We start from the raw sequence: 23,765 nt of genomic DNA on the forward strand, positions 1-23,765 counted from the left end.
ATGTCCCCCAGCCTCCGGCCGGGAGGTGCCCCCACCGCATGGACTCCCTCCTCCGCCTTGCGATGCACGCACCCTGACGCCGCGGCCCTCCGACCTGACCCGACAGACACGCCCCAAACCTCTACGAGTTCCAGCCCTCCCGGCGGATCCGGGAGGCGCTCGACTGAGGCCGGCCGGCGCCGCTCGACTGAGGCCGCCCGGCGCGGAATTGGGGGCGCTCACGCACCCGGAACCCGGTACCATCGGCGGGCCTGATGTCGGATCGGAAGCGCCGGGGGACGGGGACCGATGGCCGGAACGATCACTCTGTGGGTCTTCGGACTGCTCTGCTTCGTCGTGGCCTTCGCGCGCGAGGCCGCCAGCGGCGCCGGGATCAGCCTGCCCGGACCCAAGACGACCGGGGCGCGGTTCGGCGTGGTCGCGGTCGGGGTGCTGGCGCTGGTCCTCGGGACGGCGGTGCGGCCCAAGAGCGACGATCCGAAGCAACTGCCCACGCCGACCGGCGCCGTGGCGTCATCGGTCTCCACGCCCTCCGCAACTCCGGCGCCCGCCACCTCTGTTGCCGCGCCGCCGTCCCCGTCGGCCACCGGACCCGTCCAGGTCTGGAGCGGCCAGGTCGCCGTCCCCATGGAAGGCGGCATCGACTTCGACCTGACCCCGCCGTCCCGCGCCGCCGGCTTCGCGCACGGCATCTACGCCGCCGGCTTCACGCCGACGACCGCCAACCTGCGCGACGAGATCCAGATGGACCACGACCAGTTCGGCATCTGGTCCGGCCAGTCGGCCCCGACCGGCGCCCAGTGCCGGGACTGGGCCATGACGCACCCCGGCCAGGACGCCCACGTGAGCATCGGCTCGCTCGTCTGCCTCCGGACCCCGGGCGGGCGCACGGCCCTGATCAGGATCGACTCGATCGCCCCGGCCGACTACCTGCTGAACGCGACGGTCACCCTCTGGACGGACTGAGCGGGGAACCACCAACCGGCGTCCGGGCGTCAGTTCATTCCATGATCGGATGGAAGACGCGCGGACGGCACGCATCCCCGGGGCGGACGAGCGGATTACCGCGCTCCTCGGCGCTGATGGCCTCCGGCACGGTGGTCTCGCGCGCCACCGGCCTGATCCGCCAGGTGCTCCAGGCCCACGCCCTGGGCGTCGGCCTGCTCGCCACCACGTACAACCTGGCCAACACCGTCCCCACCAGCCTGTACTTCCTGCTGATCGGCGGCGCGCTCAACTCCGTGCTCGTCCCGCAGCTCGTCCGGGCCCGCGCCGAACACCCCGACGGCGGCGCCGCGTTCGAGCAGCGCCTCGTCACGCTCGTGCTGTGCCTCCTCGCCGCCGGGACGGCCCTCGCGGTGTGGGCCGCGCCGGACGTCATCTCCCTCTACCAGAGCGACACCCCCGACACGCACGCCGCGTTCGAGCTCACCGTTGTGTTCGCCCGCTACCTGCTGCCGCAGATCTTCTTCTACGGCGTCTTCAGCATCTTCGGCCAGGTCCTCAACGCCCGGGACCGCTTCGGCGCGATGATGTGGACCCCGGTCCTCAACAACGTCGTCCTCATCGCGATGTTCGGCCTGTACGTCGGCCTGTTGAACGCCCCCGACCAGGTCTCCGGCATCACCCCCGAACAGGTCGCCCTGCTCGGCACCGGCACCACCGTCGCGCTCGCCCTCCAGGCGCTCTCCCTCGTCCCGTACGCCCTCGCCGCCGGCTTCCGGCCGCGCCCGCGCTTCGACTGGCGCGGCACCGGCCTGCGCAGGAGCGTGAGCGCCGCCCGCTGGACCCTGTTGTTCGTCCTCACCAACCTCGTCGCGAGCACGCTCGTCACCCGCTTCGCCTCCGCCGCCGACACCACCCTCCCGAAGGACGGCGTCGGGTACACCGCCTACACCTACGCACAGCAGATCTGGACGATGCCGCAGTCGATCGTCACCGTCACCCTCGTCACCGCCCTGCTGCCGCGCATGAGCCGCGCGGTCGTCGAGCACCGCATCGGCGACCTCCGCGCCGACCTCTCCCGTTCGCTGCGGATCAGCGGCGTCGTCATCGTCCCGGCCGCGTTCGCCTTCCTCGCCTTCGGCCCGCAGATCGCGCAACTCCTCTTCGCCCACGGCGCCACCGATCCCACCACGGCCGTCCCGCTCGGCCACATGCTCCAGGCCTTCGGGCTCGGCCTCGTCCCGTTCTCCGCGCAGTACCTCCTCCTGCGCGGCTTCTACGCCTTCGACGACACCCGCACCCCGTTCCGCCTCGCCCTGTGGATCGGCGTCACCAACGTCGCGCTCGCCGCCGCCTGCCACCTGCTGCTCCCGGCCCGCTGGGCCGTCACGGGGATGGCCGGCGCGTACGCGCTCGCGTACGGCGTCGGTCTGCTCCTGACGGCGGTCCGCCTGCGCCGCCGTACGGAGGGCCTGCTGGACGGCCGCCGGATCTGCCGCACCTACGGCAAGCTCACCGCGGCGGCGGCCCTCGCGGGCGCGGCCGGCTGGCTCGTCGGCCTCGGCTGCACGGACGGTGCCGTGGCCGCTCTCCGCACCCCGGTTCTTTCCCTGACGGCGGGCGGCCTCACGATGGCGCTCCTCTTCCTCCTCCTCGCCCGCCTGCTCCGCATCACCGAACTGCGCGCCCTCCCCGGCCTGCGCTGATCGGCTCCCGGAGGTCGTTGTCAGTGCCGCTGCTTATGGTGGGCCGAGCCGTACACGAACCAGGGAGGGCGAGAAGAGTGATCGTCGAGAGGATGCGCGTCCACCGGGAGATGCTCACCGAGCGGCAGCTGTCGCAGTGGCCGTGGACGGTCCCGTGCGTGCGGGGCCTGCTCGGCGGCGGCATCGCCTTCCCGGCGCCCGTGACCTTCCTGGTCGGCGAGAACGGCTCGGGCAAGTCCACCCTGGTCGAGGCCCTCGCCGAGGCCTACGGCGTGGACAACTACGGCGGGCGGGCCGGTGCCCGCTACGCCGGCCCCAGGGAGCGCGGTGAGCTCGGCGAGTACCTGCGCCTCGACTACACCGAGCGCGGCCGGGCGATGGCCTCCGGCCCGCGCTCGCGGCGCAACGGCTTCTTCCTCCGAGCCGAGACGGCGCTGCAGATGATGGAGGAGAAGCAGGGGCAGGGCCGATACTGGAGCGAACGCACCGACCTGATGAGCCACGGCGAGGGCTTCCTCACGGTCTTCGAGTCGATGTTCCGTGAGCCGGGCCTCTACATCCTGGACGAGCCGGAGGCGGCGCTCTCCTTCACGTCCAGCCTGCAACTCGTCGGCCTGCTGCACGAACTCGGCCGCACCGGGGCCCAGGTGGTGTGCGCCACCCACTCGCCGATCCTCGCCGCCACCCCCGGCTCCGCCGTCCTGGAGGTCGGCGACCACGGCATCCGGCCCACCCGCTGGCGGGACCTCGCGATCGTCGACCACTGGCGCCGCTACCTGGAACGCCCCGAGGCGTACCTGCGCCACATGACCGGCCCGGCACAGCCGCCGTCCTGACCGGCCGCCTACGGTGGCCGTATGCACACCAACCACAGCCCGTGGGACGTCCTGCTGATCGGCGGGGCCTCCGGGCTCGGCAAGAGCCTCGCCGCCGCCCGACTCGCCGCTCGGCACGGCGCGTTCGTCGTCGAGTTCGACGACGTCGTGGCCGCCCTGCAGGCTGCGACCTCCGCCGCGACCCACCCCGGCCTGCACCACTTCGACGGCCTCGCCGACCCCGACGCGGACCTGCCGGCCGACCGTGTCCTGGAACTGCAGATCGCCACCGCGCACGCCCTGGACGACGCGCTTCTCGGCGTCGTCCGCAACCGCCTGACCGTCGACGTGCCCGCGATCGTCGAAGGCGACTACCTCACCCCGGCCGCCGCCGCCCGCGCGGTGGCCGAAGCCCGGGCACGCGGCCGCCGGGTACGCGCCCTCTTCCTCCACGAGGACGACCCGGCCGCCATCGCCGCCAACTACGCCCACCGCGAGCCCGAAGACGGCCCCCAGCCTGCCCGCGCCGCCGTCAGCGCCCGCTACTCCCACCACCTCGCCGCCCGGGCCCGCAGCCACCACCTGCCGGTGATCGCCTGCCGCCCCTACGACACCCTGGCGCAGCGCCTGGCCGCCGCCCTCTCCTGACGGCACGGCACCAGGGCGGCTCCACCGCCGTATGCGCTCTCGGGTGCGTAGAGTCGGTGCAACATGATCAAACAGGGGAGCGGGCCGGCGTGCACGACAAGATGTTCGAGCTGATGGACGAGCAGCGCCGCACGAACGGGTTCCGGACGCTCGGCGAGATGGCCGTCCTCGCCGAGACCAACACCGTCTTCGATCCGTTCTCGACGCTGATCGCACGCGACGCCGAGATCGGGGAGGGCAACACCTTCTTCCCCGGCGTCGTGGTGCGGTGCGACGGCGGGACGTGCTCCATCGGCAGCGGCAGCACCTTCCACCCGTCGACGCTGCTGCTCGCGGCCGACGGCGGACGGATCGTCGTCGGCGACGGGTGCTCCCTCGGCCCCGGCGGGGTGCAGATCAAGGCCAACCAGCCCGGCTCGCTGCTCTCCGTCGGCGACCACGCGCGGCTGCTCAACGGCGCCGAGGTCGTCGGCTCCAGCATGATCGGCGACGGCGCCCAGGTCATCGGCGCCATCTCGGCGCAGAGCGTCCGGCTGGCCGGGGGCGACGACTTCACCGGCCCCGACCCGGACCGCCGCGGTGCGGTACTCAAGGGGTCGGGACTCGCGCGGGGGATCCGGCTCGCGGTCGGCGACGTCGTCAACGGTCTCGGCGACTTCGCCGCGGCTCCCGTCGAGCGTCAACTCGCCTACCACCCGCGGAGCAGGTGACGAGCGGCATGCCCACCGGGCCCGGCGACCGCCCGGGGGCGGGATGCCCCCCGGGCGGCCCGACCGCTCAGTCGACCGGGTGCGCGGCGAGGTCGACCAGGTCGAAGCTGCGGTGGCCGGTGTCGCAGCACATCATCGGCTCCAGCGGCTGCTCCTCGGTCTCGGGCAGCTCCTGCAGTTCCAGGACGGTGCTCTCCATTCTCACTCCCCCTTTCCGTGGCTCGGGTGGTGCGGGCCCGTGGCCGGCCGGTCGACCAGCCACGATCGGGGGCCGCCGTGGTGACGGCGGAGCAGGAGGTCGAGCACGCCGCCGAGGCCCACGTTGTAGGCGGCGGTGACCTCGCGCAGGGTGTCGTCGGGGACCAGGTACCGGCCGTCACGGCGCGCGGCGCGCGGGGTGATGGCGTGGACGAGCGCGTCGGCCCGGGCGAGGTGGTGCTCGTCGCCGGTGGCGGCGTGCAGGTCGAGGAGCAGTTCGGCGTTGCCCGCCAGGCCGTGGCAGGTGCCCGGCCCCAGGCGGTGGCGGTCGCGGTGCACGGCGACCGCGGCGCCCTCGGCGTGGGCGAGGTGGCGCGGGTCCCCGGTCTCCTGCCACAGGCGCAGCAGGAACGTGCCGATGCCCGAGGAGCCGTGGCACCAGTAGTTCAGGCCGGGGCGTTCGGTGCGGCCGGGGCCCTTGGGCCAGTACGCGGCGCCGTCGCGCCACTCGGTGAGCGCGCACAGGGCCTCGCCGCCGCCGAGGGCGATGTCGGTGAGCTCGGGCCGCCCGAGGTCGCGGCCGGCGGCGAGCAGGAAGGCGGCGTTGCCCGCGACGCCGTGGGCGAAGCCGTAGGTGGCGGAGCCGGCGAGTTCGGCACGGGCCGGCGGGCCGAGGGGCCAGTCCACGCCGGGTGCGGCCGCCAGCAGGCGCAGCAGTCCGTCCGCGCACCGGGCCGTCCGGTCGGCGAAGTGCCGGTCGCCGGTGCGGTGCCACAGGTGGAGCTGGGCGAGGCCGGCGCCGGCCAGGCCGTGGCAGACGTCGGTGGTCGCGGAGTCGAGCGGGATGCGCAGGGCGTAGGCGAGGGCCCGGTCGGCGAGGCGGCCGTCGTCCAGGGCGGTGGCCGCGTCGTGGAGGGCCCAGGCGGTGCCGGAGCGGCCGAAGTAGAGGCCGGGCAGGACCCGGCTGGGCTCGCTGAGCCGCTCGTCCAGCCAGTCGGCGGCCTCGCGCAGTGCGGGGCGGGCGGCTTCGTGGCCGCAGCGGACGGCCCGGGTGAGGACGGCGAGCACGCCGGCCGCGCCGAACTGCACGTTGCAGGGGTCGCCGTGCGGCAGGGACCTCGGGGCGGGCCAGAGGTGTTCGGCGTAGCGGTCCATGGTGGCGGCGAGGTGGGCGAGGCCGTCCTCGATCAGGCGCTCGGGCGTCGGCTCTGACGTTGGCTCGGGCGTTGGTGAGGCCATGGGCCAGGTCGGCGACGGGGCCGGCGACGGCCGTGCGTACGGGCGGTGCTCCTGGGCGAGGTACTCGGCTGCCCGGGCGAGCGTCCAGCGCGTGGCGGGGGCCGCTGTGAGGCCGGTGACCACGGGGGCGAGGCCGCGCAGGGCGCCGTGGTCGGCGGCGGCGACCACGAGAGCCGCGAGCCGCTCGCCCGCCGGTCGGGCCGGTGCGCCGTCGGCGGCGAGCACCGGGCTGATGCCCGTGGTCGCGTGGAGCAGGGTCACGCCGAGGCTGAAGCAGTCCGCCTCGGGGCCGGGGGCCGGGCGCGGCGCCGGTCCGTCCGCGGAGCCGAGGTGCTCGGGGTCGGTGAATCCCGGTGTACCGGCGGGGTGGACGGTGGTGCCGGGGCGGACGGCGAGCTCCAGGTCGACCAGGACCGGCCGGTCGTCCGGGGTCATCACGACGTTGCCCGGCTTGAAGTCGCGCAGCACGAGTCCGGCGGCGTGCACCTCGGCGAGCAGCCGCACGAGGTCGCGCGCGAGCCGCCGGGCCGCCGGTGCGGGCACGTGGCCGTCGCCCCGTTCCAGGTGCTCGGCGGTCCACTGCTGGAGGTTGCGGCCCGGGACGAGTTCCTCGGCCAGGAACAGGTGGCCGCCGGACTCGAACAGCTCCAGTACCCGGGGCGTGATGCCCCGGAGAGCGAGTTCCGCCAGGACGTGCGCCTCGTGGCGCAGCCGGTCCCGGGCGTCCCGGCCGTCCTGGTCGGCGGCGACGTGCGGGCGGGCCTCCTTGAGGAGGACGCGCTCGCCGGTGCGGGTGTCCTCGGCGCGGTAGACGCCGCCCCGGTTGGAGTGCCGGACCGCCTCCTTGACGAGGTAGCGGTCGGCGAGCAGGACCGGGCTGCCGCGGCGGCGGGGAGGGGCCGAGGTGGTGGTGGCCGGGGTCCGGAACGGGTCCTCGGCCCAGGGCGGGGGCGAGAACCACGGGTGGCGCTCGTCCGTGCTCACGGTGCCGTCCGGGGCGGTGAGGCGGCCCTGGTAGAAGCCGTCGTCGTTGAGCACCCGGGGCCGGGCGAAGCACCCGTAGCGGTAGTGCACCACGCTGTCCGGCCGGTAGCGGCGGTCGGAGAGGATGGCGGGGCCGGGCATCCCGGCGGTCGTTTCGTGCAATTCGCGGGCGATGACGAGGAGTTGGCCGTCGTCGACGGGGTAGGCGGTGAGGAACTTGCCGGACTGCGCCCGCGGTGCCCGGGTGCCGGTCAGCTCGGCCGTGACGCGCGGGGAGGCCGCGAACTTGAAGGCGCAGCCGTGCGTGATCAGCACCCGCCCCGCGCGCTCGATCACCTGCGGCGCCGACGCCAGGGTCGCTGAGACGTGGAGCTTCCAGCCCTGGCGGCGCGGACGGTGGTGCGGTGGGGTCACCATCAGCCACGGTTCGAGGTGGTGGACGCGCCAGTCGGTGGTCGGATCGGACCGTTTCAACAGCTCTGCGAGGACTGACCGGTAGGGCGAGAGCACGCCGTGGATTCTATCGTTGCTTCGGGAAGAGACTATCCCGCAAGGTAATTGACGGTTTATCAGAAACCAAATCCAGCCTCCTTGACATCCGGGGTCTCCGCCGGGCGTGCGTGATCCGCGCCACATCGTGCAACATGCTTGGTCCGTCAGTGACTCTCAGGACCAGGAGAGTTGTCGTTCGAGGACGGGGTAGGCGGCGTGGGCCAGAGGCGGAGTGGTGGACGGGTCACCGGCGGCGCGGCGGAACGCGGCGCGGCCGGGAGGCGGTCGCCGGCGCTCATCGTCGGCCGGACGGTGGCGTGTTCGGTGGGGCTGTCGGTGTTCGCCGCCAGCGGCGTGGTCTGGTACGAGTACGCGTCCCTGACCGACGGGATGACCACGTCCAACGCGATCGCCGAGACGAAGAAGGACGCCCCCAAGCACCTCGACAACTCGGTGAACCTGCTGCTGATCGGCCTGGACAGCCGCAAGAACATGGACGGTTCGGACGTCGACCCGGCCATCGTCCAGAACGAGCTGCACGCCGGTGCCGACTCCAGCATCGGCGGCTACAACACCAACTCGCTGATCCTGCTGCACATACCGGCCGGCGGCGGCAAGGTGCAGGCGGTCTCCATCCCGCGCGACGACTGGGTGATGACCTACAACGGCGACGGCTCCGAGACGGGCATGGCCAAGATCAAGGAGGCCTACGGCAACGCCAAGGACCGGTTCGACAAGAGCTCCAGGGCCAAGGGGCTCAAGGGCGCGGACCTGGAGAAGGCCGGCCGGGACGCCGGGCGCGCGGCCACCATCCGGACCGTCCAGCGGTTCGTCGACCAGCCGGTGGACCACATCGCCGAGGTCAACCTGATGGGCTTCTACGACATCGCCAAGGCGCTGGAGCCGATCGACGTCTGTCTGACCCACCCGGTGGACGACCCGATCATCTCCCGGACGCCCGGCCACGAGGGCGGCGGCACCGGACTCAAGCTCCCGGCCGGGGTCAGTCACCTCAACGCCGCCGACGCCCTCTCCTTCGTCCGCCAGCGCCACAACCTCAACGACGGGCACGGCAATTCGGACGACTTCGCCCGCACCCACCGCCAGCAGGCCTTCATCTCCTCGGTGATGCACAAGCTCAAGCAGCAGGGCGTCGTCGGCGACTTCGGGGCGATGCAGAAGCTGTTCGGCGTGGTGCAGAAGGACCTGGTCATCGACAACGAGTGGAACATCCTCGACTTCGCCCAGCAGGCCCCGGCGCTGACCGGCGGCAACGTCGAGTTCAACACCCTGACCTACGACACCGGCGGCAAGAAGGGCGACCCGCCGCAGGACGTCAACCTCGTCACCCCGGCGAAGATCCAGAAGGTGGTCAAGCAGGTCTTCGGCGGCGCCGACGCCGCCGCCCCCGTGGCGGCCCCGAGCGACACCCCGACCGGCAGCGCGACGGAAACCCCGGCCGCGCCCCCGACCCCCACCCAAGCGGCCGCCCCGGCGACCGTGGACGTGTTCAACGCCTCCTCCGCCGCCGGGGTGTCCTCCGCCAACGAGGCCAAGGTCCTGGTCGGCATGGGCTTCAAGCAGGGGACGACCGGCCCGGCGCGCACCAAGCCGAAGACCACCACCGTCACCTACGGCAAGGGCGCCAAGGAGGCCGCCGACCAGATCGCCGCCCGCTACGGCGTCACCGCCACCGAGTCGGCCTCGGCCGGCGCCGGCCGGGTCGTGGTCACGCTCGGCACGTCCTTCGACGGCGTCGCCTCCGACCGGCCCGCCACCCCCGCCACCGCCCCGAGCGACCCGGCCGCCAACCTCCCGATGCAGGGCCCCAAGGTCGACGCCCAGTCCGACGGCGGGATCCCCTGCGTCTTCTGAGGTCCCGCGGTTCCGACGCTCGGCACCGGGCCCGCCGCATGGGCCCGGGCGAGTCCGGGGCCATGCGGGTCGTTCGGTGTACGGCTACGGCTACGGCTACGGCTACGGCTGCGGCTACGGCACTATCGGCACTGGCCGGTGCGCGGGCCGGTCGTCGTGTTGTCGGCCTGGCGGAGGTCCGGTGTGTTGCCCTCGCAGCGCAGCGGGCCGGTGACGGTGTTGGCCTCGGCGACGGCGACGGCGCCGCTGTTGCCGGTGATCTCCACGGGTCCTGTGACGGTGTTTCCGGCCACGTCGACGCCTCCGGTGCCGGCGTCCACCGTCAGGCGGCCGTGGATCTCGTTGCCGGCGCAGCCGTCGGCTTCGACGGCCGACCCGATGCGGACGAGGCCGCTGCTCCCGTGGACGGTGACGGCGCCCGCCAGCGTGGATCGGCAGATGGTGAGCGCGAGGGCCCCGTCCGCCGACAGCTTCCCGTGGATCTCCGCCCCGGAGACGGCCAGTGCGCCGCCCGGCCGGACGGTCACCGGGCCGTCCTGGGTGGCGTCCGCCGCCAGGCACAGTGCGTCCCCGGAGGCGACGGTCAGCGGGCCGTGGTGCGCCGCCGTCAGGCACGGCGTGCTGAAGCCGACCGTCACGTCCGCCGCCGGTGCGCTGCTCGGCGCGTGGCCCAGGTCGCCGCCGTACGTGGCGGTGATCGGGTGGCTGCCGGGCTGGAAGGCGGCGGTGGTGAAGCTCGCGCGGCCGTCGGTCAGCGGCACGGTGGCCAGCGGCACCGTGCCGTCGGAGAACGTGACCGTCCCGGTCGGCGTGGGCGCCTCGGGGTCGGCCGCGGCGACGGACGCCGTGACGGTGACCGGGTGGCCGAACAGCGGCGTCGCGGTGTCGGCGGACACCGCCGTGGCGGTGTCGTACCGGTACGAGACGACGGCCCGCCCGCCGCCGTGGTTGACGCCCTGGAGCAGCGCGACACCCGTGGCGTCCGGGGCGGCGTAGCTGCTGCCGCCGCCCCCGCCGGCGCCGTAGAGGTTGCCGGGGTTGCCGCCGCCGGAGCCGCCGGCGCCGCCGAAGTAGCCGCCTCCGCCGCCACCGCCGCCGTTGCCCCCGCGGGCGCCGTTGCCGCCGCTCCCGCTGTCAGGGTTGCACTGGCCGGTCGTAGTCGCCGCCGGGCGTGCCGGGGCCGCCGAGCGCCGAATTCGGGCTGCCCGTGCCGGGGGCGGTCCGGCTCCCGCCGCCGCCCGCGACGCCCGAGCCATCGAGCCCGCCGCCCTGGCCGCCGGGCTCGCCGGCCGGGCCGCCGCCGTTTCCGCCGTGCAGCAGCGGCCCGCCGTTGCCCGCGCCGCCACCGCCGCCCGCGACCAGCACCCGGTCGCCGGCGCCGAAGGCACCGGTGCGGACGTCGGAGCCACCACCGCCGGAGCCGCCGCCACTGTGCGCGCCGCCGCCGCCCGTCCCGTGGCCGTACCCGCCCGGGCGGGCGAACTCACCGTGCCGGGAGCTGCCGGGGACGCCGGCCGCGCCGAGGGTGATCTGCAGGGTCTGGCCGGGGACCACCGCCAGCGTCGCGCGGGACTCGCCGCCGAGGCCGCCGGGTGCGCCGGTGTTCGCCGGGTTGGGGAGGACGTAGCCGGCCGCGCTGCCGCCCTCGGCGCCGAACAGGTCGACGGTCACGGCGCTGACGCCGTTCGGGACGGTGAAGGTGTCCGTGCCCGCGGCGGTGTACGTGCAGGCGGGCGAGGCGGTGGTGAGGACTCCGCCGGTGCCGCAGGGCGACCCGGCGGGGGCTGCGGACGCGGGGGACGCGGCGGCGGGGACGAGGGCGGCGGCGAGCAGGCCGGTCGCACCGGCGAGTGCCGTCAGGGTGGATCTGTTCATGAGGGCACAGCCTGGTGGCCGACCCGCCGGTAGACCACTGGTGATCCACACGGTGCGCGGGCTTCCCGGTCGGGTGGCCGCACAGTCGGGCCGGACGGAAGGCCGATGCCACGGGTTGTCAAAGAAACGGCCAAGTCCCTCAACAAGCTGTTGACGGACCCCGGCGGCACCTCTACCTTCCTCGACGTCTGGCGGAATTGTATTTCCGCATTGCGGAATGATGGCCATCATGCTGCGCGCCCCGCACACTCCTCCCCGACCCGGAGAGACCTCGGATGCCTAACACTCCCGATACGGGCAACACGGCCTGGCTCATGGCCAGTACGGCCATGGTGCTGCTGATGACCCCCGGCCTCGCCTTCTTCTACGGCGGCATGGTCAAGACCAAGCACGTGCTGGTCATGCTCAAGATGAGCTTCGTCTGCCTGGCCCTGGTCACCATGCTGTGGCTGGCGATCGGCTACAGCCTGGCCTTCGGCAAGGACGTCGGCGGCCTCGGCCTGATCGGCTCGCCCGCGCACTGGATGATGCACGACATCGGGATGAACAGCCTGAGCGGCTCCATCCCGACCGTCGTCTTCTCGGCCTTCCAGATGGCCTTCGCGATCATCACCGTCGCCCTGATCAGCGGTTCGATCGCGGGCCGGGCGACGATGCGCGGCTGGCTGTGGTTCGTCGTCGCCTGGACGCTGTTCGTCTACGTGCCCATGGCGCACTGGGTGTTCGCGCCCGACGGCTGGATCACCGCGCACCTCGGCGCGCTCGACTTCGCCGGCGGCATGCCCGTGGAGATCAACTCCGGCGCGGCCGGCCTGGCCGTCGCGATCGTGGTCCGCAAGCGCAAGGACTTCGAGCGCGAGACCATCCGCCCGCACAACCTGCCGCTGGTCGTGGTCGGCCTCGCGCTGCTGTGGTTCGGCTGGTTCGGCTTCAACGCCGGGTCCGCCCTCCAGACCGGCGGCACCGCGCCGATGGCCTTCCTCAACACCCAGCTCGCCGCGTGCGGCGCGATGGTCGGCTGGCCGCTGATCGAGAAGTGGCGCCTCGGGCACGTCGAGATGCTCGGCGTCGCCTCCGCCGCCGTGGCCGGCATGGTGGCCATCACCCCGGCCTGCGGCGAGGTCTCCCCGGTCGGCGCGCTGGTGATCGGCTTCGTCGCGGGCGTCGTCTGCGCCTTCGCGATCAACCTCAAGTACAAGCTGCGCTACGACGACACGCTCGACGTGGTGGGCGTGCACGGCTGGGGCGGGATCGTCGGCGTGCTGGGCATCGGCCTGTTCGCCACCTTCCAGATGAGCGGCAAGAAGGGCCTGTTGTACGGCGGCGGCGTCGACCTCCTGTGGCGTCAGGCCGTCGGCGTCGTGGTCTGCGCGGCCTTCTCGTTCGGCGTGACGTGGCTGATCGCCCAGGTGATCGAGCAGACCGTCGGCTTCCGGGCCGCCGAGGAGTACGAGCACGTGCCCGGCGCGGAGGAGGAGCAGGCGTACGACGACGAGACGATCGCCGAGATCCGTCGGCGGCTGACTGCTGCCCGGGTGCCCGTCACCGTGGGCGCGAGTGGCGCTGAGGCCGGTTCCAGCACGGTGGACGCCGAGCTGCTGGCCGAGCTCCGGCAGGTCCTCGAACGGCGTGAGCAGGAGAAGTGATGCCCCAGAGCTTCGACACCGGCAACGCCGCCTGGCTCATCATGGCCGCCGCCATGGTGCTGCTCATGGCGCCCGGACTGGCGTTCTTCTACGGCGGCATGGTGAAGACCGGCCAGGTCATCGCGATGCTGAAGATGTGCTTCGGCTGCGTGGTGCTGGTCGGCATCATCTGGTTCGCGCTCGGCTACAGCCTGGCCTTCGGCCACGACGCGGGCGGGCTCGGGGTGATCGGCGACCTCGACCACGTCTTCATGTCCGGCGTCGGCCTGACCAGCCGCACCGGCGACACCCCGACGGTGACCTTCTCCGTCTTCCACATGTCCTTCGCCATCGTCACGGTCGCTCTGATCAGCGGCTCGGTGGCGGGCCGGGCGAAGATGAAGGGCTGGCTGGTCTTCGCCTCCGCCTGGACCCTGCTGGTCTACGTCCCGATGGCGCACTGGGTGTTCGCCCCGGACGGCTGGGTCGCCGCACGGCTCGGTGCGGTCGACTTCTCCGGCGGCACGGTCGTCGAACTCGCCTCCGGCGCGGCCGGGCTGGCGCTGGCGGCGGTCGCCGGACGGCGCGAGGACTTCGAGCGCCAGCCGATCCGCCCGCACAACCTGCCGCTCGTGGTGATCGGCCTCGCGCTGCTGTGGTTCGGCTGGTTCGGCTTCAACACCGGCTCCTCGCTGGGCGTGCCGGGCGCGGCGGCGATGGCCTTCGTCAACACCCAGTTCGCCGCCGGCGCGGCCATGGCGGGCTGGGCGGTGACCAGTTGGTGGCGCACCCGCCAGGTCGGGCTGCTCGACATCAGCATGGGTGCGGTCACCGGCATGGTCGCGATGACCCCGGCGGCCGGCGACGTCACCCCGCTGTGGGCGTCGGTGATCGGCTTCCTGGCCGGGCTCACCTGCGCCTTCGCGATCAGCTGGAAGTACCGCTTCGGCGTCGACGACACCCTGGACGTGGTCGGCATCCACGGCTGGGGCGGCCTGTTCGGCATGGTGATGGCCGGCCTCGCGGCGACCGGCGCGATGACCGGCAAGAAGGGCCTGTTCTACGGCGGCGGCTGGGACCTGCTCGGCAAGCAGCTGGTGGCGGTGCTGGTGATCGGCCTGTTCTCGTTCGCGATGACGGCGCTGATCGGCAAGGTCGTCGACCGCACCGTCGGACTGCGCCAGTCGCACGCGGCGGAGGAGCACGAGCAGGTCTACCAGAACGACTGGGACGTCCAGTTCAAGGAGATCGCCGACGCCCTGCGCGGCAGCGGCATCGACGAACGCGGCCCCGAGCACGACCCCAGCGCCCTGCTCGACCAGGTCCGCCGCATCCTGGCGGCCGACCCGGAGCAGCTGCGGGAGTGACGGCGTGCACCCGCCGGGCCACCGGCCGTTCCGACGGTCGGCGGCTCGGTTAGGGTGATCATGTGACAGGGGGACTGCGGGGTACGCGGGAACGGTGGCGGGCGCAGCCGCGCTGGGTGCGGTGGGTCCTCGCGGCCCACCTGACCGGCTTCCTGGAGGGCACCGCCGCCCACGCGCTCGACCTGGTCAACGGTGGGATCCACGTCTACGCCTCCTTCGCCCCGCTGCCGCTCCAGGTGTACTTCGTCGCCCTGGTGGTGCTTGACCCCCTGGTCGCCGCGCTGGTGGCACTCGTCCACCCGGCCGGGGTGCGGCTGGGCCGGGCGGTGATGGCGCTGGACGTCGTCGCCAACTGGATCGTCAACTGGCCGCAGCTGCGGGAGGACCCGGCGTGGCTGCTGCGCCCGGTCGGGCTGCTGCCGATCACGCTGTTCGGCGCGTTCGTCCTCGCCACGTCGGTGCCGCTGCTGCGGGCTCTGCCCGCACGTCCGCCCCGCAGGCCGTCCGGGCTGAATAGACTGGCCGGCCGCCGGTAGGAAAGGAATCCCCCGTGGGTGGTGCGGAACGTGAACCCGACTCCCTCGACGCTCGGTTGATCGACGCGGTCGAGCGGCTCGGGGACGCCGGGCGGGCGATGCTGCGGGACGCCGCCAAGCGGGAGGGGCTCTCCGTCACCCAGGCGCAGCTGCTGCTGCGGGTCACCTCCCCGACGGCGGGACCGCAGAGCACCGGGAGTTTCGCGCGCTGGCTGGAGGTGTCCGCGCCGACCGTCAGCGATGCCGCCGCCGCCCTGGTGCGCAAGGGGCTGCTGGAGTCGGTGCCGGACGTCGCCGACAACCGGCGCTCGTCCTGGGTACCGACGGGACCCGGCCGGGAGGTCGCCGAACGGCTGCACGGCTGGCGCGATCCGCTCACCGCCGGGCTGTCCGCGAGCGCGCCGGAGGACCGGGCCACCGCGCTGCGTGTCCTGCTGGAGGCGATCGCCTCGCTGAACCGCACCGGGCGGATCACCGTCGCCCGTACCTGCCTGACCTGCCGCTTCCTGGGCGACGAGCACCCGGACGGCCGGGCGGGGGAGTGGTGCGGGCTGCTGGAGGCCCCGCTCGGCGCGGCGGACCTGCGGGTCGACTGCCCGGAGCACGAGCCCGCAGCGCGCTGATCATTCGTCAACTCACCCTGGACGGCTGCCGGGCAGGTCCTTGCGCCGTGCCTCGGGGCATTGGTAGCTTCGCGGTAGTTAGGACTCCTAATTGGAGTCCACCGGTTCAAGGACCAGAGGACGGCCATGACGCCTGCGCCCATTCCCGGCTACCGCTACGACGACCCCGAGCTGCCCGGATCACCGGTCACCGGCGGCGACTTCGAAGGCCTCGCCGCGGCAACCCTGTTCTCCGACGCGGACGTCGCCGCACTCAAGCTCGCCGGCGAGGTCCTGGCCGACCAGACCGAGCAGATCCTGGACGTCTGGTACGGCTTCGTCGGCTCGCAGCCCCACCTGCTCGCCTACTTCTCCACCCCCGAAGGCACGCCCGTCCCCGAATACCTGGCCGCCGTCCGCCGCCGCTTCGGCCAGTGGATCGCCGACACCTGCACCCGCCCCTACGACGCCCGCTGGCTCGCCCAGCAGGAGGAGATCGCGCTGCGCCACACGTCGGCGAAGAAGAACACCACCGACGGCGCCCGCTCCGTCCCGCACATCCCGCTGCGCTACATGATCGCGTTCATCTACCCGATCACGGCGACCATGCGGCCGTTCCTCGCGGCCAAGGGCCACCCGGAGGAGCAGGTCGAGGCGATGCACCAGGCGTGGTTCAAGGCCGTCACGCTGCAGGTGTCGCTGTGGTCCCGCCCGTACGCGGGAGCGGCCTGGTAGGCCGGGCGGCCCCGCTGCGCCGACCGGGGCCGGGCCCGTTCGCCGGATCCGGCCCCCGACGTGCGGCTGCCCTCAGTACAGGGCGTCGCCCATGGCTGAGGCGTCACCCGTGATGTAGGCCCGGATCGACGCCAGGTACTCCTGGCGGCCGACGCGTCCGTCACCGTCGGCGTCGAGGGCGTCGAACGCGGCGTCCGCGTTGTCGGCCGCGTTGCCCAGGGCCTGGCGCAGCGACGTGAACTGTGCGCGGTCCAGCGCGCCGTCCCGGTCGGCGTCGGCGAGGTCGAACAGGGCACCCAGGGCGTACTGGCAGACGTTGTCGAACTTGTCGGCGTCCACCCAGGCGACGTACTCCTGGTAGGTCATCACGCCGTCGCCGTCGGAGTCCATCGCGGCCCAGGCGCGTTCGCCGGTGGCGCGGGCGGCGATGACGAGGGGGTCGTCGTCGCCGCGTCCGCTGGCCTGCTGGGCGCGTTCGATGCGGACGAAGTAGTCGTGGCGGGAGGCGACGCCGTCCCCGTCGGTGTCCAGCATCGCGTAGACGCGGGCCTTCGGGGTCGTGGTGTCGGCCGGGTTCTGCTGTGGTTCGGCGATCTTCATGGTGGCTTCCGCATTCCTGTCGGCGTCGGTGTGTCAGGGCCCGGCGCCGGCGCCGGACGCGGACGTTCACGATCGGCACGGTAGGGGCCGGTCCGAGGACACATCGGCCGTAGGACCGGAAGATCACCCGAACGAGAGCGATCCGGTGCGTTCAGGCGATCGTGGCGGCCTTCGCGTCGATCGTCACCGCGCCGGGGCGGACTACCGGGCAGGAGACTCGACGGCCTCGATGAGCTGCCTCGCCAGTCGTGCGGACGAGGCGGGGTTCTGCCCGGTGTGGAGGTTGCGGTCGGCGACGGTGAACGGGAGGAGGGGCAGGCGGGCCTTGACGTAGTCGGCGCCGTTGGCGCGCAGGCGGTCTTCGAGGAGCCACGGGGCCTTGCGGCCGAAGCCGTTGAGCTTCTCCTCGGTGTTGGACAGGCCGGTCATCCGGGAGCCGGCGAAGGGCCAGGTCCCGCTAAGGCGCGCCGGGGGGTGGTCGGAGCGCCGCGCCGGATGTGCGGCTACCCGGCCGACGGCTGTCGGGCGGCCAGTCAGGTGCGGTACCGCCGCAGTGCCGTGCGCTGCTGGAGCTGTTCGGCGAGCAGTGCCAGCGCGGGGCGGGTGCGCGGCGCGGGCGTGCGGCCGTGCGCGAGGCGGCGCAGCTGGTGGCGGACGAGGGCCATGCTCGCGGCGGAGGCGAGGGCCTTGTCGGACCAGGTGACCGGGCGCAGGGCGCGGTCGGCTTCGGCACGGTCGGCCCAGCGGCGGGGCAGGTCGGGGGTGACGGCGAGGGCGGTGCCCATGCCGATGGCGTCGATGCCGTCCGCGAGGGCCTGCTCAGCGGTGTCGCGGCGGGTGATGCCGCCGGTGAGCATGAGCGGGAGGGGGCTGGTGCGGACGAGGTCGGCGGCGAGGTCCAGGAAGTACGCCTCGCGGGCCCGGGTGCGGTCGTCGGCGGGGCGGCCGGTCATCGCGGGGCTCTCGTAGCTGCCGCCGGAGAGTTCGACGAGGTCGACGCCGAGGGGCGCGAGCATGGCGATGACCTGGCGGGCGTCGTCGAGGTCGAAGCCGCCGCGCTGGAAGTCGGCGGAGTTGAGCTTGACGGCGACGGCGAACCGCGGCGGGACGGCGGCGCGCACGGCAAGGACCACGTCGAGCAGCATCCGGGCGCGGTGTTCGAGCGGGCCGCCCCAGGCGTCGGTGCGGGTGTTGACCAGGGGTGAGAGGAACTGCGAGAGCAGGTACCCGTGGGCCGCGTGGATCTCGACGCCGTCGAAGCCGGCCTCGGCGGCGCGGCGGGCGGTGGTGGCGAAGCGCTCCACGGTGGTGGCGATCTGCTCGGGCGTCATGGCGGTGGGACGGCCGAAGCGGCCGCTGTGCCGGCCGAGGTCGACGCCGCGGTCGGTCGGGCCCCAGACCACGCCGGGCAGGCCGGACGGCACCTGGCGGCCCGGGTGGTTGATCTGCATCCAGACCCGGGCGCCGCCGGACTTGGCCGCCGCGGCCCACGCGGTGAAGGGTTCGAGGGGCGTGTCGGCGTCGAGCACGACGCCGCCGGGGCCCGTGAGCGCCTCGGCGTGGACCATGACGTTGCCGGTGATCAGCAGGCCGCTGCCGCCCGCGGACCAGGCGCGGTAGAGGGCGAGCAGCCGCTCGTCCGGCAGCTGGCCGTGGCCGGCGAGGTTCTCCTCCATGGCCGCCTTGGCGATCCGGTTGGGCAGGACCGCGCCCGAGGCCAGGGCCAGCGGTGCGAAGAGGTCGTGAGCCATCGGGGTCTCCTCACCCTCGGCTACAATGTTTGCACTGCTCACATTAGGCCGAGGATGTAAGCAGTGCAAACATCGAGAGGGTGACGCATGCCACAGCAGACCGGCTCCTACCACCACGGCGACCTGCGCACCGCCTGCCTGCACGCCGCGCGCGAGCTCCTGGAGGAGGACGGCAGCGCCGCACTGTCGCTGCGCGCCGTCGCCCGCCGGGCCGGCGTCTCGGCGACGGCCCCCTACCGCCACTTCGCCGACCGCGACGCGCTGCTCTCCGCCGTCGCCGCCCAGGGCTACCGCGAGCTCGGCACCCGGCTCACCACCGCACACCCCGCCCCGCGCGACCCCGAGGACCTGGCCGCCGTCGCCGCCGCCTACGTCCGGTTCGCGATCGAGCGCCCGGCCCTGTTCCGGGCGATGTTCGCCGAGCCCTGCGACCCCGAGAACACGGAACGCGCGGCGGCCACCGCCGCGATGCACGACTACGTGGCCGCGATCGTCCGCGACACCTTCCCCGCCGCCGACTGCGAGGCGATGTCGACGGCCGTGTGGGCCCTGGTCCACGGCCTGGCCTTCCTCCACCTCGACGGCAAACTCGGCCCCACCGACCCCGCAGCGACGGACACCCGCGTCCGGGCGGCGGTGTTGACGCTGCTGAAGACCGCCTGACGGACCCCCACCCGGCCCCTGCCCTGGAAGCAGCCCGGCCCGTCGCCGGCGCTCCGCCCCCGTGTCCGGATCCTGCACACTCCCGTCATTGCCGCCACCACCGGCCGCGGGCGAGGCTTGGGGCATGAGCGAGCTCGCACCTCTCCCGCACCTCGTCGTGATCCCGGTCTTCGCCGGGATCAACGCGCTGGACGTCACCGGACCGGCCGAGGTCCTCGCGCTCGCCACCAGGCTGCTGCCACCGGGCTCGGCCGGGTACGACATCCGGTTCCGCGCCGAGCGGGCGGGGCTGGTCGAGACGTTCTCGGGCATCCCGCTGCACGTCGGAGAGACGCTGCGCGAACCCCCGGTGCGCCCGGACACCCTGCTGGTGCCCGGGCGGGTGGACATCGGGGCGGACGGGCCCGTGCCGCGCGTGGACGACGCCGTCGTGGCGTGGTTGCGCGAGGTCGGGCCGCAGGCGGGGCGCGTCGCCTCCGTGTGTGCCGGCGCGCACGTGCTGGCGGCGGCCGGGCTGCTCGACGGGCACCGGGCGACGACCCACTGGGCCACCGCCGACCGCCTCGCGGCCGACCACCCCGCCGTCGTGGTCGACGCCGACCCGGTGTTCGTCCGCTCCGGGCGGATCTGGACCAGCGCGGGCCTCACCGCCTCCATGGACCTGACCCTCGCCCTCTCGCCGAGGACCACGGCGACGACCTCGCGCTCGACATCGCCCGCGTCATGGTGATGTACCTCCAGCGATCCGGCGGCCAGAGCCAGTTCAGCGTCCCACTGACCCACTGCACCGGCGGCCGCGCCGACCTGCGCACCCTGCGCCGCTGGATCGCCGACCACCTCGACGCCGACCTCTCGGTACCCGTGCTCGCCGCCCGCGTCACGATGAGCGAACGGCACTTCGCCCGGGTCTTCCGCGCCGAGACCGGCACCACGCCCGGCGCCTACGTCGAGCAGCTGCGCCTGGAGGCCGCGTGCCGGCTCCTCGAACGGACCGACCAGCCCCTGCCCGCCGTCGCGCGCGCCTGCGGCTTCGGCTCCGTCGAGACCGTCCACCGCGTCTTCCGCGACCACCTCGGCGCCACCCCGACCGCATACCGACGCCGCTTCCGCGTCACCGCCACTTGAATCACGGAGAACACGTGACCATCACCGTCACCCACATCGGCACCGCCACCGCCCTGCTGGAGATCGGCGGCCTGCGGCTGCTCACCGACCCGGCCTTCGACCCCGCGCCCGCCGAGTACCGGCGCGGCCCCGTCACCCTGCAGAGCACCGCCGGCCCGGCGGTCGACGCCGACCGGCTGCCGGAGGCGGACGCGGTCCTGCTCAGCCACGACGAGCACCCCGACAACCTCGACGCCACCGGCCGCACGCTGCTGGACGGCCGCCCGGTGCTCACCACCGTCAGCGGCGCGGGCCGCCTCGGCGGCGGAGCCGTCGGCCTCGCGCCGTGGGCCACGCACGAGTTGACCGCCGACGGCCGCACGCTGCGCGTCACGGGCACGCCCTGCCTGCACGGCCCGGTCGGCGACGTGACGGGCTTCGTGATCGAGGCGCCCGGCGAGGAGGAGGCCGTCTACGTCTCGGGCGACACCGTCCACATCCCCGAACTCGACGAGATCGGACGGCGGTTCCGCATCGGCACCGCCTTCCTCCACCTCGGCGCCGCGCGCATCGAGGCGTTCGGCGGCGGCGAGCTCATCACCATGGACGCGGCCCAGGCCGCCGCCCTCACCCGCTCCCTCGGCGCCCGCCGCGTGGTCCCGCTGCACTACGCGTCGTGGGAGCACTTCACCGAGGGCCCGGAGGAGACGACCGCCCACTTCACCGCCGCGGGCCTCGCCGACCGCCTCCACTGGCTCACCCCGGGAGTTCCCGAGACCCTCCGATAGGCCCCGTCACTCCCGAGGCAGGGCGGCGAGCCACCGCCCGTCCTCGAACTCGGCCGGAACGTCGTCCTCCCGCGGATCGGTCCGGCGATCTGAATCGATCACCCTCGGCCCGCCGTGCGCCGCAGGACCTCCTCCACCGCCTCCGCGATGACCTCCGCCCGCCGCGCCGCCGGGGCCTGCCGGATCCGTGCGCTCATCCGCTGCGCCTCCGCCGTCGTCGGCAGGTGGCCCGCCAGGAGGAGGGGCAGCGTCAGGCGGCGGGCGAGGAGTTCGTCGGCCGAGGTCACGTGCGGGCGGCGGACGACGGAGACGTTGACGCGGACGCCGTGCTCGTTGCCCCACGGCACGCCCGGGCGGTCCGTCTCGACCGCGGCGTAGCGGAAGCCGTGGGCGAGGTCGCAGGCGGCGCAGCCGAGCGGGCCGCGGGCGAGCCGGTCGCCGCAGTCGGGGCAGGTCAGGCGGTCGAGGGCGGCGTCGACCACGCGCCAGTCGTGCCGGTCCGGTTCGGCCGCGACCATCTCGGCGAGGGCCGCCGCATCCCGCTCGCCGACCGCTCCCATGCGGGCCAGGAACACGGACCATTCGTCCTCGACGATGCCGTCGACGAGCGCCCGGCAGGCCGGGCAGACGGGCGCGCCGCCGTACTCGTAGCCGCCGCACTCGTCGCAGCGGTTCGGGGCCGCCCCGACTGCAGGTCGTGCCATGGTTTCCTCTCCTCGTCGTCCAGGCGAGTCTCCCTCAGGGCGGTCGGCCGGCGGTACCGGATTGCTGCGCCGCGCCCGACGGCGCGCCGCCGACCGGGCGCAGGTCGCGAACGGTTGCTTCCGGTCGGACTCGGAGCCGGTTCGCTCGTGATGCGGCAAATGGAGTCAACTGTCCTGCGACACGGTCCCGTTGCGGTGGTATTGGCTTTCGAAACTCGTACAGCACAACGCATCTGGGGTCGACATGGGCAAGGCGCACAGATCAGCGAAGGCCCAGGGGGAGAGCAAGGGCGGCTCGCCGGCCGCCGAGGAGCGGTTCCGCGGACTGCTGGAAGCGGCGCCGGACGCGATGGTCATCGTGGACGACACCGGGACGATCACGCTCGTGAATGCCCAGACCGAGGCGCTGTTCGGCTACGGTCGCAAGGAACTCCTGGGACGGCCGGTGGAGTTGCTGATCCCGGGCCGCTTCCGCGCCCACCACGCCCGGCACCGCGACGACTACGCGGCCAACCGGCAGGTGCGGCCCATGGGCGCGGGCCTGGACCTGCGCGGGCTGCGCAAGGACGGCACCGAGTTCCCCGTCGAGATCAGCCTCAGCCCGCTGGAGACCAGCGACGGCCTCCTGTTCTCCGCCGCCGTCCGCGACGTCAGCGACCGCAAGGCGGCGGAGGCCGAACTCACCGTGCTCTACGAGCAGCAGCGGCACATCGCCCTCACCCTCCAGCGCAGCCTGATGGGCACCCCGCCCGCCATACCCGGGCTCACCGCCGCCCACCGCTACCGGCCGGCGACCCAGGGAGCGGGCGTCGGCGGCGACTGGTTCGACCTCATCCCGCTGGGCGCCGGCCGGGTCGGGATCCTCATCGGCGACGTCATGGGCCGTGGCCTGGAAGCCGCCGCCGTCATGGGTCAACTGCGCTCGGCCGCCCACGCGTTGGCCATCACCGGCATGGAGCCGCGGGACCTGATGCAGTCCCTGGAGACGGTCGTCGGCGACCTCGCGGTCCCCGACCAGCTCGTCACCTGCTGCTACCTGGTCATCGCCCCCGACACCCGGGAGGTGTCCGTCTGCTCGGCCGGCCACCTCCCGATCCTGGCCGCCACCCCCGGCCACGCGGCCCGGATCCTGCCGGCGCCGGTGAGCGCGCCGCTGGGCGTGGGCGGCGTCCCCCACCGGCAGACGTCCGCCGTCCTGCCGCCGCACACCCTGCTCGCGCTGTTCACCGACGGCCTGATCGAGGCCCCCGGGTGCGACATCGAGGACCGCCTCGACACCCTCATGTCCGCCATCGACACGACCCCCGACCCCGGCGACCTGGAAGCCGTGGCCGACCACATCCTGACCACGCTGCTCCCGCCCGTCCCCGGCTACGACGACGACGTCACGCTCCTGCTGGCCCAGGTCCCCGCGGCCCCGGACGCCACGGCCGCGATCGAGCTGCCCGCCGTCCCGACCTCCTCCGCCGAGGCGCGGGCCTTCGTCGAGAAGGTCCTCGGCTCCTGGAACCACGGCCACCTGACCGACGACGTCAAGCTCCTGACCTCCGAGGTGCTCACCAACGCCATCCAGCACGGCAAGGGCCCCGTCCGCCTGCACCTGCGCTGCCATCCCGCCGAACTGGTGGTCGAAGTCACCGACCACAGCCCCCACTTGCCGCACCCCCGGCTCGCCGAGACGGACGAGGAGTCGGGTCGCGGCCTCACCCTCGTCGAGGCCCTGTCCCACCGCTGGGGCACCCGGCCCGCCCAGGTGGGCAAGACCACCTGGTTCACCCTGCCCCTGCGGTAGGGCGTGCCGTG

General features: G+C 73.6%; 24 protein-coding genes. 16 read left to right on the forward strand and 8 right to left on the reverse strand.

Annotated elements, in window-relative coordinates; translation table 11 throughout:
• Positions 1-288: 288 nt before the first annotated feature.
• From ACFVU9_RS23415 to ACFVU9_RS23435, 5 genes are all read left to right on the forward strand, one after another.
• Positions 289-966, forward strand: coding sequence for a hypothetical protein (locus ACFVU9_RS23415; RefSeq protein ID WP_387596162.1), 678 nt, complete (start codon positions 289-291; stop codon positions 964-966).
• Between the two features lie 116 nt (positions 967-1,082).
• Complete coding sequence (murJ, locus tag ACFVU9_RS23420; protein ID WP_387596165.1) at positions 1,083-2,651, forward strand: murein biosynthesis integral membrane protein MurJ; 1,569 nt, start codon at positions 1,083-1,085, stop codon at positions 2,649-2,651.
• 77 nt (positions 2,652-2,728) lie between these two features.
• On the forward strand, positions 2,729-3,487 hold the full coding sequence (locus tag ACFVU9_RS23425; protein WP_387596168.1) for an AAA family ATPase: 759 nt from the start codon (positions 2,729-2,731) through the stop codon (positions 3,485-3,487).
• Positions 3,488-3,508: 21 nt separating this feature from the next.
• Positions 3,509-4,114, forward strand: coding sequence for an AAA family ATPase (locus ACFVU9_RS23430; RefSeq protein WP_387596171.1), 606 nt, complete (start codon positions 3,509-3,511; stop codon positions 4,112-4,114).
• An 89-nt stretch (positions 4,115-4,203) separates the two neighbouring features.
• Positions 4,204-4,824 carry a hypothetical protein gene (locus ACFVU9_RS23435; protein ID WP_387596173.1) on the forward strand — a complete coding sequence of 207 codons (621 nt, stop codon included), beginning with the start codon at positions 4,204-4,206 and terminating at the stop codon, positions 4,822-4,824.
• A 67-nt stretch (positions 4,825-4,891) separates the two neighbouring features.
• On the opposite strand, the gene ACFVU9_RS23440 is transcribed toward ACFVU9_RS23435, so the two are convergent.
• The gene (locus ACFVU9_RS23440) at positions 4,892-5,023 is read right to left on the reverse strand and encodes a hypothetical protein (RefSeq protein ID WP_380435407.1); all 132 of its coding nucleotides are present in this window, start codon (positions 5,021-5,023) and stop codon (positions 4,892-4,894) included.
• Positions 5,024-5,025: 2 nt separating this feature from the next.
• Positions 5,026-7,755 (reverse strand): class IV lanthionine synthetase LanL, encoded by a 2,730-nt coding sequence (gene lanL, locus ACFVU9_RS23445; RefSeq protein ID WP_387596176.1) that lies wholly within the window; start codon positions 7,753-7,755, stop codon positions 5,026-5,028.
• 198 nt (positions 7,756-7,953) lie between these two features.
• On the opposite strand from lanL, the gene ACFVU9_RS23450 reads away from it, so the two are divergent.
• Positions 7,954-9,612, forward strand: a complete 1,659-nt coding sequence (locus tag ACFVU9_RS23450; RefSeq protein ID WP_387596179.1) for an LCP family protein — start codon at positions 7,954-7,956, stop codon at positions 9,610-9,612.
• A gap of 122 nt (positions 9,613-9,734) precedes the next feature.
• Here the strand turns inward: ACFVU9_RS23450 and ACFVU9_RS23455 are convergent, their stop codons facing one another.
• Complete coding sequence (locus ACFVU9_RS23455) at positions 9,735-10,508, reverse strand: Ig-like domain-containing protein (RefSeq protein ID WP_387596331.1); 774 nt, start codon at positions 10,506-10,508, stop codon at positions 9,735-9,737.
• A gap of 238 nt (positions 10,509-10,746) precedes the next feature.
• Positions 10,747-11,487, reverse strand: coding sequence for a glycine-rich protein (locus tag ACFVU9_RS23460; protein WP_387596182.1), 741 nt, complete (start codon positions 11,485-11,487; stop codon positions 10,747-10,749).
• Between the two features lie 275 nt (positions 11,488-11,762).
• Here ACFVU9_RS23460 and ACFVU9_RS23465 point away from each other — a divergent pair, with 275 nt between their 5' ends.
• From ACFVU9_RS23465 to ACFVU9_RS23485, 5 genes are all read left to right on the forward strand, one after another.
• Positions 11,763-13,133 (forward strand): ammonium transporter, encoded by a 1,371-nt coding sequence (locus tag ACFVU9_RS23465; RefSeq protein WP_387596185.1) that lies wholly within the window; start codon positions 11,763-11,765, stop codon positions 13,131-13,133.
• Positions 13,133-14,479, forward strand: a complete 1,347-nt coding sequence (locus ACFVU9_RS23470; protein ID WP_380435412.1) for an ammonium transporter — start codon at positions 13,133-13,135, stop codon at positions 14,477-14,479. The genes ACFVU9_RS23465 and ACFVU9_RS23470 overlap by 1 nt, the downstream gene beginning before the upstream one ends.
• A 62-nt stretch (positions 14,480-14,541) precedes the next feature.
• Entirely contained in the window at positions 14,542-15,015 is a 474-nt protein-coding gene (locus ACFVU9_RS23475) for a hypothetical protein (protein WP_387596188.1), read from the forward strand.
• A 14-nt stretch (positions 15,016-15,029) separates the two neighbouring features.
• Positions 15,030-15,638: a MarR family winged helix-turn-helix transcriptional regulator gene (locus ACFVU9_RS23480; protein ID WP_380490678.1), complete on the forward strand. Its 609-nt coding sequence runs from the start codon at positions 15,030-15,032 to the stop codon at positions 15,636-15,638.
• A 126-nt stretch (positions 15,639-15,764) separates the two neighbouring features.
• Positions 15,765-16,352 carry a protoglobin domain-containing protein gene (locus tag ACFVU9_RS23485; RefSeq protein WP_380490680.1) on the forward strand — a complete coding sequence of 196 codons (588 nt, stop codon included), beginning with the start codon at positions 15,765-15,767 and terminating at the stop codon, positions 16,350-16,352.
• A 72-nt stretch (positions 16,353-16,424) separates the two neighbouring features.
• On the opposite strand, the gene ACFVU9_RS23490 is transcribed toward ACFVU9_RS23485, so the two are convergent.
• From ACFVU9_RS23490 to ACFVU9_RS23500, 3 genes are all read right to left on the reverse strand, one after another.
• Complete coding sequence (locus tag ACFVU9_RS23490) at positions 16,425-16,952, reverse strand: EF-hand domain-containing protein (protein WP_387596192.1); 528 nt, start codon at positions 16,950-16,952, stop codon at positions 16,425-16,427.
• A 201-nt stretch (positions 16,953-17,153) separates the two neighbouring features.
• Positions 17,154-17,381: a hypothetical protein gene (locus tag ACFVU9_RS23495; RefSeq protein WP_387596195.1), complete on the reverse strand. Its 228-nt coding sequence runs from the start codon at positions 17,379-17,381 to the stop codon at positions 17,154-17,156.
• A 104-nt stretch (positions 17,382-17,485) separates the two neighbouring features.
• A complete protein-coding gene (locus tag ACFVU9_RS23500) occupies positions 17,486-18,703 on the reverse strand; it encodes an NADH:flavin oxidoreductase/NADH oxidase family protein (RefSeq protein ID WP_387596198.1) in 1,218 nt (405 codons plus the stop codon).
• 87 nt (positions 18,704-18,790) lie between these two features.
• On the opposite strand from ACFVU9_RS23500, the gene ACFVU9_RS23505 reads away from it, so the two are divergent.
• From ACFVU9_RS23505 to ACFVU9_RS23520, 4 genes are all read left to right on the forward strand, one after another.
• Complete coding sequence (locus tag ACFVU9_RS23505) at positions 18,791-19,366, forward strand: TetR/AcrR family transcriptional regulator (protein WP_387596201.1); 576 nt, start codon at positions 18,791-18,793, stop codon at positions 19,364-19,366.
• Between the two features lie 124 nt (positions 19,367-19,490).
• A complete protein-coding gene (locus tag ACFVU9_RS23510) occupies positions 19,491-20,096 on the forward strand; it encodes an AraC family transcriptional regulator (RefSeq protein ID WP_387596203.1) in 606 nt (201 codons plus the stop codon).
• A complete protein-coding gene (locus tag ACFVU9_RS23515) occupies positions 20,090-20,491 on the forward strand; it encodes a GlxA family transcriptional regulator (protein ID WP_387596206.1) in 402 nt (133 codons plus the stop codon). The genes ACFVU9_RS23510 and ACFVU9_RS23515 overlap by 7 nt, the downstream gene beginning before the upstream one ends.
• Positions 20,492-20,505: 14 nt before the next feature.
• Positions 20,506-21,258 (forward strand): MBL fold metallo-hydrolase, encoded by a 753-nt coding sequence (locus tag ACFVU9_RS23520; RefSeq protein ID WP_387596209.1) that lies wholly within the window; start codon positions 20,506-20,508, stop codon positions 21,256-21,258.
• Positions 21,259-21,356: 98 nt separating this feature from the next.
• On the opposite strand, the gene ACFVU9_RS23525 is transcribed toward ACFVU9_RS23520, so the two are convergent.
• Positions 21,357-21,962, reverse strand: a complete 606-nt coding sequence (locus ACFVU9_RS23525) for a hypothetical protein (protein WP_387596212.1) — start codon at positions 21,960-21,962, stop codon at positions 21,357-21,359.
• Positions 21,963-22,206: 244 nt separating this feature from the next.
• On the opposite strand from ACFVU9_RS23525, the gene ACFVU9_RS23530 reads away from it, so the two are divergent.
• On the forward strand, positions 22,207-23,754 hold the full coding sequence (locus ACFVU9_RS23530) for a SpoIIE family protein phosphatase (protein WP_387596215.1): 1,548 nt from the start codon (positions 22,207-22,209) through the stop codon (positions 23,752-23,754).
• The last annotated feature ends 11 nt before the right edge of the window (positions 23,755-23,765 follow it).

Origin of the sequence: Kitasatospora sp. NPDC057936 (genome assembly GCF_042887525.1) — a bacterium.
Lineage (GTDB): Bacteria > Actinomycetota > Actinomycetes > Streptomycetales > Streptomycetaceae > Kitasatospora.